General features: G+C 45.2%; 9 protein-coding genes. 8 read left to right on the plus strand and 1 reads right to left on the minus strand.

What is annotated here, in order from left to right; translation table 11 throughout:
• The 8 genes from rplO (at position 1) to rplQ (ending at position 4891) form a co-directional block, all read left to right on the plus strand.
• On the plus strand, positions 1 to 435 hold the full coding sequence (gene rplO / locus RBK99_RS05835) for a 50S ribosomal protein L15 (RefSeq protein WP_317503691.1): 435 nt from the start codon (positions 1 to 3) through the stop codon (positions 433 to 435).
• 5 nt (positions 436 to 440) lie between these two features.
• Complete coding sequence (secY, locus tag RBK99_RS05840) at positions 441 to 1769, plus strand: preprotein translocase subunit SecY (RefSeq protein ID WP_317503692.1); 1329 nt, start codon at positions 441 to 443, stop codon at positions 1767 to 1769.
• A 24-nt stretch (positions 1770 to 1793) separates the two neighbouring features.
• Positions 1794 to 1907, plus strand: a complete 114-nt coding sequence (gene rpmJ, locus RBK99_RS05845) for a 50S ribosomal protein L36 (protein ID WP_006956433.1) — start codon at positions 1794 to 1796, stop codon at positions 1905 to 1907.
• 120 nt (positions 1908 to 2027) lie between these two features.
• The gene (gene rpsM / locus RBK99_RS05850) at positions 2028 to 2384 is read left to right on the plus strand and encodes a 30S ribosomal protein S13 (protein WP_011235126.1); all 357 of its coding nucleotides are present in this window, start codon (positions 2028 to 2030) and stop codon (positions 2382 to 2384) included.
• Positions 2385 to 2396: 12 nt separating this feature from the next.
• On the plus strand, positions 2397 to 2786 hold the full coding sequence (gene rpsK, locus RBK99_RS05855) for a 30S ribosomal protein S11 (RefSeq protein WP_011235125.1): 390 nt from the start codon (positions 2397 to 2399) through the stop codon (positions 2784 to 2786).
• A 28-nt stretch (positions 2787 to 2814) separates the two neighbouring features.
• Positions 2815 to 3435, plus strand: coding sequence for a 30S ribosomal protein S4 (gene rpsD / locus RBK99_RS05860; protein WP_011235124.1), 621 nt, complete (start codon positions 2815 to 2817; stop codon positions 3433 to 3435).
• A 25-nt stretch (positions 3436 to 3460) separates the two neighbouring features.
• Positions 3461 to 4450: a DNA-directed RNA polymerase subunit alpha gene (locus tag RBK99_RS05865; protein ID WP_011235123.1), complete on the plus strand. Its 990-nt coding sequence runs from the start codon at positions 3461 to 3463 to the stop codon at positions 4448 to 4450.
• Between the two features lie 39 nt (positions 4451 to 4489).
• On the plus strand, positions 4490 to 4891 hold the full coding sequence (gene rplQ / locus RBK99_RS05870) for a 50S ribosomal protein L17 (protein ID WP_317503694.1): 402 nt from the start codon (positions 4490 to 4492) through the stop codon (positions 4889 to 4891).
• Between the two features lie 62 nt (positions 4892 to 4953).
• Here rplQ and RBK99_RS05875 read toward each other — a convergent pair whose 3' ends face one another.
• The gene (locus RBK99_RS05875) at positions 4954 to 5748 is read right to left on the minus strand and encodes a hypothetical protein (protein ID WP_317503695.1); all 795 of its coding nucleotides are present in this window, start codon (positions 5746 to 5748) and stop codon (positions 4954 to 4956) included.
• Positions 5749 to 6153 lie beyond the last annotated feature (405 nt).

Here is a 6153-nt window from a genome sequence, read left to right on the forward strand (position 1 = left end):
ATGGATCTTAATACACTTGCTCCCGCACCTGGTGCAAAAAGCAGCAAAAAGCGCGTTGGACGCGGTATTGGATCAGGTCTTGGAAAGACTGGTGGACGTGGCCACAAAGGGCAGAAATCTCGCTCTGGTGGTACCGTTAAGCCAGGTTTCGAAGGCGGACAAATGCCGATTCAACGTCGTCTGCCAAAATTTGGTTTTACTTCTCGCAAGGCTATGGTCACTGCAGAAGTAAACTTGGCAGAAATCGCGAAAGTTGACGGTGATACCGTTGAACTGGCGACTTTGAAAGCAGCAGGTCTCGTTCGTAAGAACGTACTACACGCTAAAGTCATCAAATCTGGTGAGTTAAGTCGTGCTGTGACTGTCAAAGGTCTTAAAGTCACCAAAGGCGCTCGCGAAGCTATTGAAGCTGCTGGCGGCAAAATCGAAGGATAGAGCAAATGGCTAAACCAGGATTGGAATCAAATCGAGCGCAAGGTGGCTTGTCGGAACTTAAGCGTCGCCTGTTATTTGTGTTAGGAGCGATTATCGTTTTCCGAGCGGGCTCCTTTGTGCCTATTCCTGGTATTGATTCCGCTGTATTAGCTCAGTTGTTTGCACAACAGAAAGACACCATCGTTGCCATGTTTAACATGTTCAGCGGTGGTGCTTTAGAACGTGCGTCAGTATTTGCATTAGGTATTATGCCGTATATTTCGGCTTCGATTATTATGCAGCTGGCAAGTGTGGTACATCCGCGCTTGGCAGAGCTTAAGAAAGAAGGCGAGTCTGGTCGTCGCAAGATTAACCAGTATACGCGCTGGGGTACTTTAATATTGGCCACGGTGCAGTCGATAGGTATAGCCACTGGCTTACCAAATTTGATGCCAGGACTTGTAATAGACCCTGGTTTCGGCTTCTACTTCACTGCTGTGGTGAGCTTAGTCACAGGAACAATGTTCCTTATGTGGTTAGGTGAACAGATTACTGAGCGTGGTATTGGCAACGGTATCTCTATCCTGATCTTTGTGGGTATTGTTGCAGGCTTACCTTCCGCTATCGGTCAAACGGCCGAACAAGCGCGTCAAGGTGACTTGCACTTGTTATTGTTGTTATTAATTGGTGCTGTTGTGTTGGCAGTCACTTATTTCGTTGTTTTTGTTGAGCGTGGTCAACGTCGCATCGTCGTTAACTATGCAAAACGTCAACAAGGTCGTAAGGTCTTCGCCGCTCAAAGTACGCACTTGCCGTTGAAAGTGAATATGGCTGGTGTTATTCCACCAATTTTTGCATCGAGCATTATTTTATTTCCGGGTACCATTGCCACTTGGTTTGGCTCTGGTGAAGGTGCGGTTGCAGACTTTTTGCAACAAGTATCAATGACATTGTCTCCCGGTCAGCCGTTATATGTGTTATTGTACGCGGCTGCGATAATCTTCTTCTGTTTCTTCTATACTGCGTTGGTTTTTAACCCACGCGAAACAGCGGATAACTTGAAGAAGTCAGGTGCGTTCATTCCGGGGATTCGCCCAGGTGAACAAACCTCAAGATACATCGATAAAGTAATGACGCGATTGACATTAGCAGGCGCACTGTACATTACCTTTGTCTGTTTAGTTCCGGAGTTCATGATGATTGCATGGAATGTGCAATTCTACTTCGGCGGTACATCATTATTGATTATCGTTGTTGTTATCATGGACTTTATGGCACAGGTTCAGACTCATATGATGTCGCATCAATATGACTCTGTCCTGAAAAAAGCCAATCTGAAAGGCTACGGCCGGTAAGATTGGGTAGAACGGAGAGTAGCAATGAAAGTTCGTGCTTCCGTGAAGAAAATCTGTCGTAACTGCAAAATCATCAAGCGTAACGGTGTAGTTCGCGTTATTTGCACTGATGCTAAGCATAAGCAACGACAAGGTTGATTCGAAGGAAAGGCTGGCGGCTTAATCGCCGCAGCCTTTGAAGTATTTGCAATTCGGCAATCGGTTGAGTATCCTAACGGGCTTTTCAACTGAAGCCTACAAACTGAAGGAGACGTGTTAGTGGCCCGTATCGCTGGCATTAACGTTCCTGACAATAAGCATGCAGTCATAGCCTTGACTGCAATCTACGGTGTTGGCCGTACTCGTTCACAGCAGATTCTTGCTGCCACGGGTATTGCTGAAGACACCAAGATTGGTTCATTGTCAGAAGACAAACTGGACGCGCTTCGTGACGCTGTATCAAAGTTCGCTGTAGAAGGTGATCTGCGTCGTGAAGTATCTATGAACATTAAACGTTTGATGGACCTCGGGTGTTTCCGTGGACTTCGTCATCGTCGTAGCTTACCTCTACGTGGACAGCGCACTAAAACGAATGCGCGTACTCGTAAAGGTCCGCGCAAACCAATTAAGAAATAGGGGGATTGAGTAATGGCTAAAACACCAACTCGCTCTCGAAAGCGCGTTAAAAAGCAGGTCGCCGATGGCATGGCTCACGTACATGCATCTTTCAACAACACCATTATTACCATTACTGATCGCCAGGGTAACGCATTAGCGTGGGCTACCGCAGGTGGATCAGGCTTCCGTGGTTCACGGAAATCAACGCCGTTCGCAGCACAGGTTGCAGCAGAACGTGCAGGTGAAATGGCGAAGGAATACGGACTGAAAAACCTGGAAGTATTTGTGAATGGTCCAGGCCCAGGTCGTGAATCATCGATTCGTGCCCTGAACGCTGTTGGTTACAAAATCACAAATATTACCGATGTGACACCGATTCCTCACAACGGTTGTCGTCCGCCTAAGAAACGTCGCGTTTAAGGCGTGAATCGATAGTTGGAGAAAGATCATGGCTAGATATTTGGGTCCAAAGCTCAAGCTGAGCCGTCGCGAAGGAACAGATTTGTTCCTTAAAAGCGGCGTTCGCGCAATCGATTCTAAATGTAAAATCGAGACTGCACCTGGACAACATGGCGCGCGTCGCGGCCGTTTGTCAGATTATGGTGTTCAGTTGCGTGAGAAACAGAAAGTTCGTCGTATGTACGGCGTTCTGGAAAAGCAATTTCGTAACTACTACAAAGAAGCTGCACGACTGAAAGGCAATACCGGTGAAAACCTGTTGCAGTTGCTGGAACAGCGCTTGGATAACGTAGTGTATCGCATGGGTTTTGCGTCAACACGCGCAGAAGCTCGTCAGCTGGTCAGTCACAAAGCAGTTGTTGTGAATGGTCAGGTAGTGAACATTCCATCGTTCAAGGTTCGTCCTGAAGATGTCGTTTCTGTTCGCGAGAAAGCGAAAAAGCAGGCACGTATCGGAGCAGCACTGGAACTTGCAGAACAACGTGAGAAACCAGTCTGGATAGAAGTAGACAACAACAAATTGGAAGGTGCTTTTAAACGTCTTCCAGAGCGTAGTGATTTGTCTGCTGAAATTAACGAACAGTTGATCGTAGAGCTTTACTCTAAGTAAAGCTTAAGCATAGAGAGAGGACACAATGCAGGGTTCTGTTACCGAATTCCTAAAGCCGAGGTTAGTCGACATCGAGCAAATCAGCCCGACTCATGCCAAGGTGACACTGGAGCCTCTGGAACGCGGCTTTGGTTATACACTGGGTAATGCGTTACGTCGCATTTTACTGTCGTCAATGCCAGGCTGTGCAGTGACTGAGGTTGAAATCGATGGCGTGCTGCATGAATACAGCAGCAAAGAGGGTGTTCAGGAAGATGTCATTGAAGTTTTGTTAAACCTGAAAGGGCTGGCTGTCAGCGTTGAAGGTAAAGACGAAGCAACTTTGACTTTGAATAAATCCGGGGCAGGTCCTGTAACAGCAGGCGATTTCACGCACGATGGTGATGTTGAGATCGTTAATCCTGAGCACGTTATCTGTCATTTGACAGGCGACTACGAACTCGTTATGCGAGTGAAAGTCGAACGTGGTCGTGGTTACGTGCCTGCGGCATCACGTCAGTCAGCTGATGATGATGAACGTCCAATCGGTCGTCTACTAGTCGACGCGTCGTTCAGCCCGGTAGAACGCATTGCATATTCTGTTGATGCGGCTCGTGTTGAACAACGCACAGATTTAGATAAGCTGGTTATCGAAATGGAAACCAATGGTACATTGGATCCAGAAGAAGCTATTCGCCGCGCAGCCACTATATTGGCTGAACAGTTGGATGCTTTTGTCGAACTTCGTGACATCAGTGAGCCGGAAGAGAAAGAAGAAAAGCCGGAATTTGATCCGATTCTTCTTCGTCCGGTCGACGACTTGGAATTGACTGTTCGATCTGCGAACTGCTTAAAAGCAGAAGCGATTCAGTACATTGGTGACTTAGTACAACGTACTGAGGTCGAGTTGTTAAAGACTCCAAACTTAGGTAAGAAATCGTTGACTGAAATCAAAGACGTGTTGGCTTCACGTGGTTTGTCTCTTGGCATGCGCCTTGAGAACTGGCCACCAGCTAGCTTAATTGATAACGACTAAGGTCACCTTAGTAATAGATTTACTGAGAAGGGTATAGGTATGCGCCATCGTAAGAGTGGTCGTCAACTAAATCGAAACAGCAGCCATCGTCAGGCAATGTTCCGCAACATGGCAAGCTCTTTGGTGCGTCATGAGATCATCAAAACGACTTTGCCTAAGGCAAAAGAGTTACGTCGCGTTGTTGAGCCGTTGATCACAATGGCAAAACAAGACAGCGTAGCAAACCGTCGTTTGGCGTTCTCACGCACACGTGACAAAGAGATTGTTGGCAAGCTGTTTAATGAATTAGGTCCGCGTTATGAAGAACGCCCTGGTGGTTACACTCGTATTATGAAGTGTGGTTTCCGTGCAGGTGATAACGCGCCAATGGCTTACATTGAATTAGTTGGTCGCCCAGAAGTTGAAGAAGTTGAAGAAGTAGCAGAAGAAGTTACGGAGTAAGCAACTTTAAGAAGTTAAAAAGCCGACTGCTTGCAGTCGGCTTTTTTGTTTAGAAAATTATTTTATTGAGTCGATTCATTCCGAAAGATCTTAGCGAAAGTTTTTTGGTCTAAATAACCTTCCTCTACCAGCCACTTTAGTTCGCTACGGCTAACTCCCGATTGTTTAGCTTCCAATGTTAATAATTGCCAATCGGCTTTAGTAATATTGTAGGCATCACTTCCTGTTTCAGGACTGGTGAAAAAGTTTTTGAGTACAGCTATAAGAGACTTTGCAGTGTCAGGCAAAGCTTTTATAGATTTGATAATCGAAGATAGTATGAAGTTCGGTGCTTCGTTTGCGGCCGTTCTAACAACTGATTCGCTAAAATCGGGATGGGAAGCTACGGCTTGACGAATGATAGAATCGGCCCGTTTTGGCTGATGTTGTAAAGCAATGGTAATGATATCGTCAATATAGGCAGGCTCGGTTTGTATAGCTGCTTTTACAATGGTATCAGCTAAGTTTGGATATCTGGATAATGCGACATCGACGACGTTATAAGTGACGGCTGGCTCAGCTTGTATGGCAGCTACAACTATTGCGGTAACCCTAGCTTCTCCTCTTGCATCGAAAGCCGCATTAACAATATAAGTCGCATGCTCGGGGTAGTTATTAATTAAAATACGAACCGTCCGCATGATAGAGAAGTTTTTATGAAGGTGGTTATCAATAATACTTCGATAAGTATTTTGCAATTTAGAATTCGAATTCTCTGTTTTAGTATTATCGAAAACTTTCGCATGACTCGTCTGTATGGCGCTTGAACTTATCATAGCCGCTAGCAAACAAGTAAAAGTAAGTAATTTCCAGCGCATAAACTTGAAGCCCTTTAATGAGTCTAATTTTTATATAGAGTGCTCAAATATAACAACAGTTCAAATAAAGCACAAAAAAATAACAAATTTGAATTAAAAAACAGCAAAATTTAGAGCTTATTTATCTTTCGTATTTTTTTTGACCAGTTGAGCTTCGTGATCAAAAAAAGATCTTGAAAGGTTCACAGAGATCACTATAATTCGCCGCCGTTGTCATGAGGAATCAGTCAACGGCGTTTTGTTTCAACCGGGCTGAAAAAAGCCGATAAAAAGTGGTTGACGAAACAACTGGGAAGTGTAGAATACGCCTCCCTGCTTCGTAAGAAGCAACGCTCTTTAACAATTATATCAAGCCAAGCAAACTGTGTGGGCACTTGCAGAAGTAAGCAAACAGAAATATTTGTA

Origin of the sequence: Idiomarina solivarensis, from assembly GCF_033052755.1 — a bacterium.
In the GTDB taxonomy this organism is placed as follows: Bacteria; Pseudomonadota; Gammaproteobacteria; order Enterobacterales; family Alteromonadaceae; genus Idiomarina.

Coding starts and splice junctions, on each gene's coding strand:
- rpsD (WP_011235124.1), top strand. CDS start 2,815: ATGGCTAGATATTTGGGTCCAAAGCTCAAGCTGAGCCGTCGCGAAGGA.
- rplQ (WP_317503694.1), top strand. CDS start 4,490: ATGCGCCATCGTAAGAGTGGTCGTCAACTAAATCGAAACAGCAGCCAT.
- RBK99_RS05865 (WP_011235123.1), top strand. CDS start 3,461: ATGCAGGGTTCTGTTACCGAATTCCTAAAGCCGAGGTTAGTCGACATC.
- rpmJ (WP_006956433.1), top strand. CDS start 1,794: ATGAAAGTTCGTGCTTCCGTGAAGAAAATCTGTCGTAACTGCAAAATC.
- rpsK (WP_011235125.1), top strand. CDS start 2,397: ATGGCTAAAACACCAACTCGCTCTCGAAAGCGCGTTAAAAAGCAGGTC.
- secY (WP_317503692.1), top strand. CDS start 441: ATGGCTAAACCAGGATTGGAATCAAATCGAGCGCAAGGTGGCTTGTCG.
- rplO (WP_317503691.1), top strand. CDS start 1: ATGGATCTTAATACACTTGCTCCCGCACCTGGTGCAAAAAGCAGCAAA.
- RBK99_RS05875 (WP_317503695.1), bottom strand. CDS start 5,748: ATGCGCTGGAAATTACTTACTTTTACTTGTTTGCTAGCGGCTATGATA.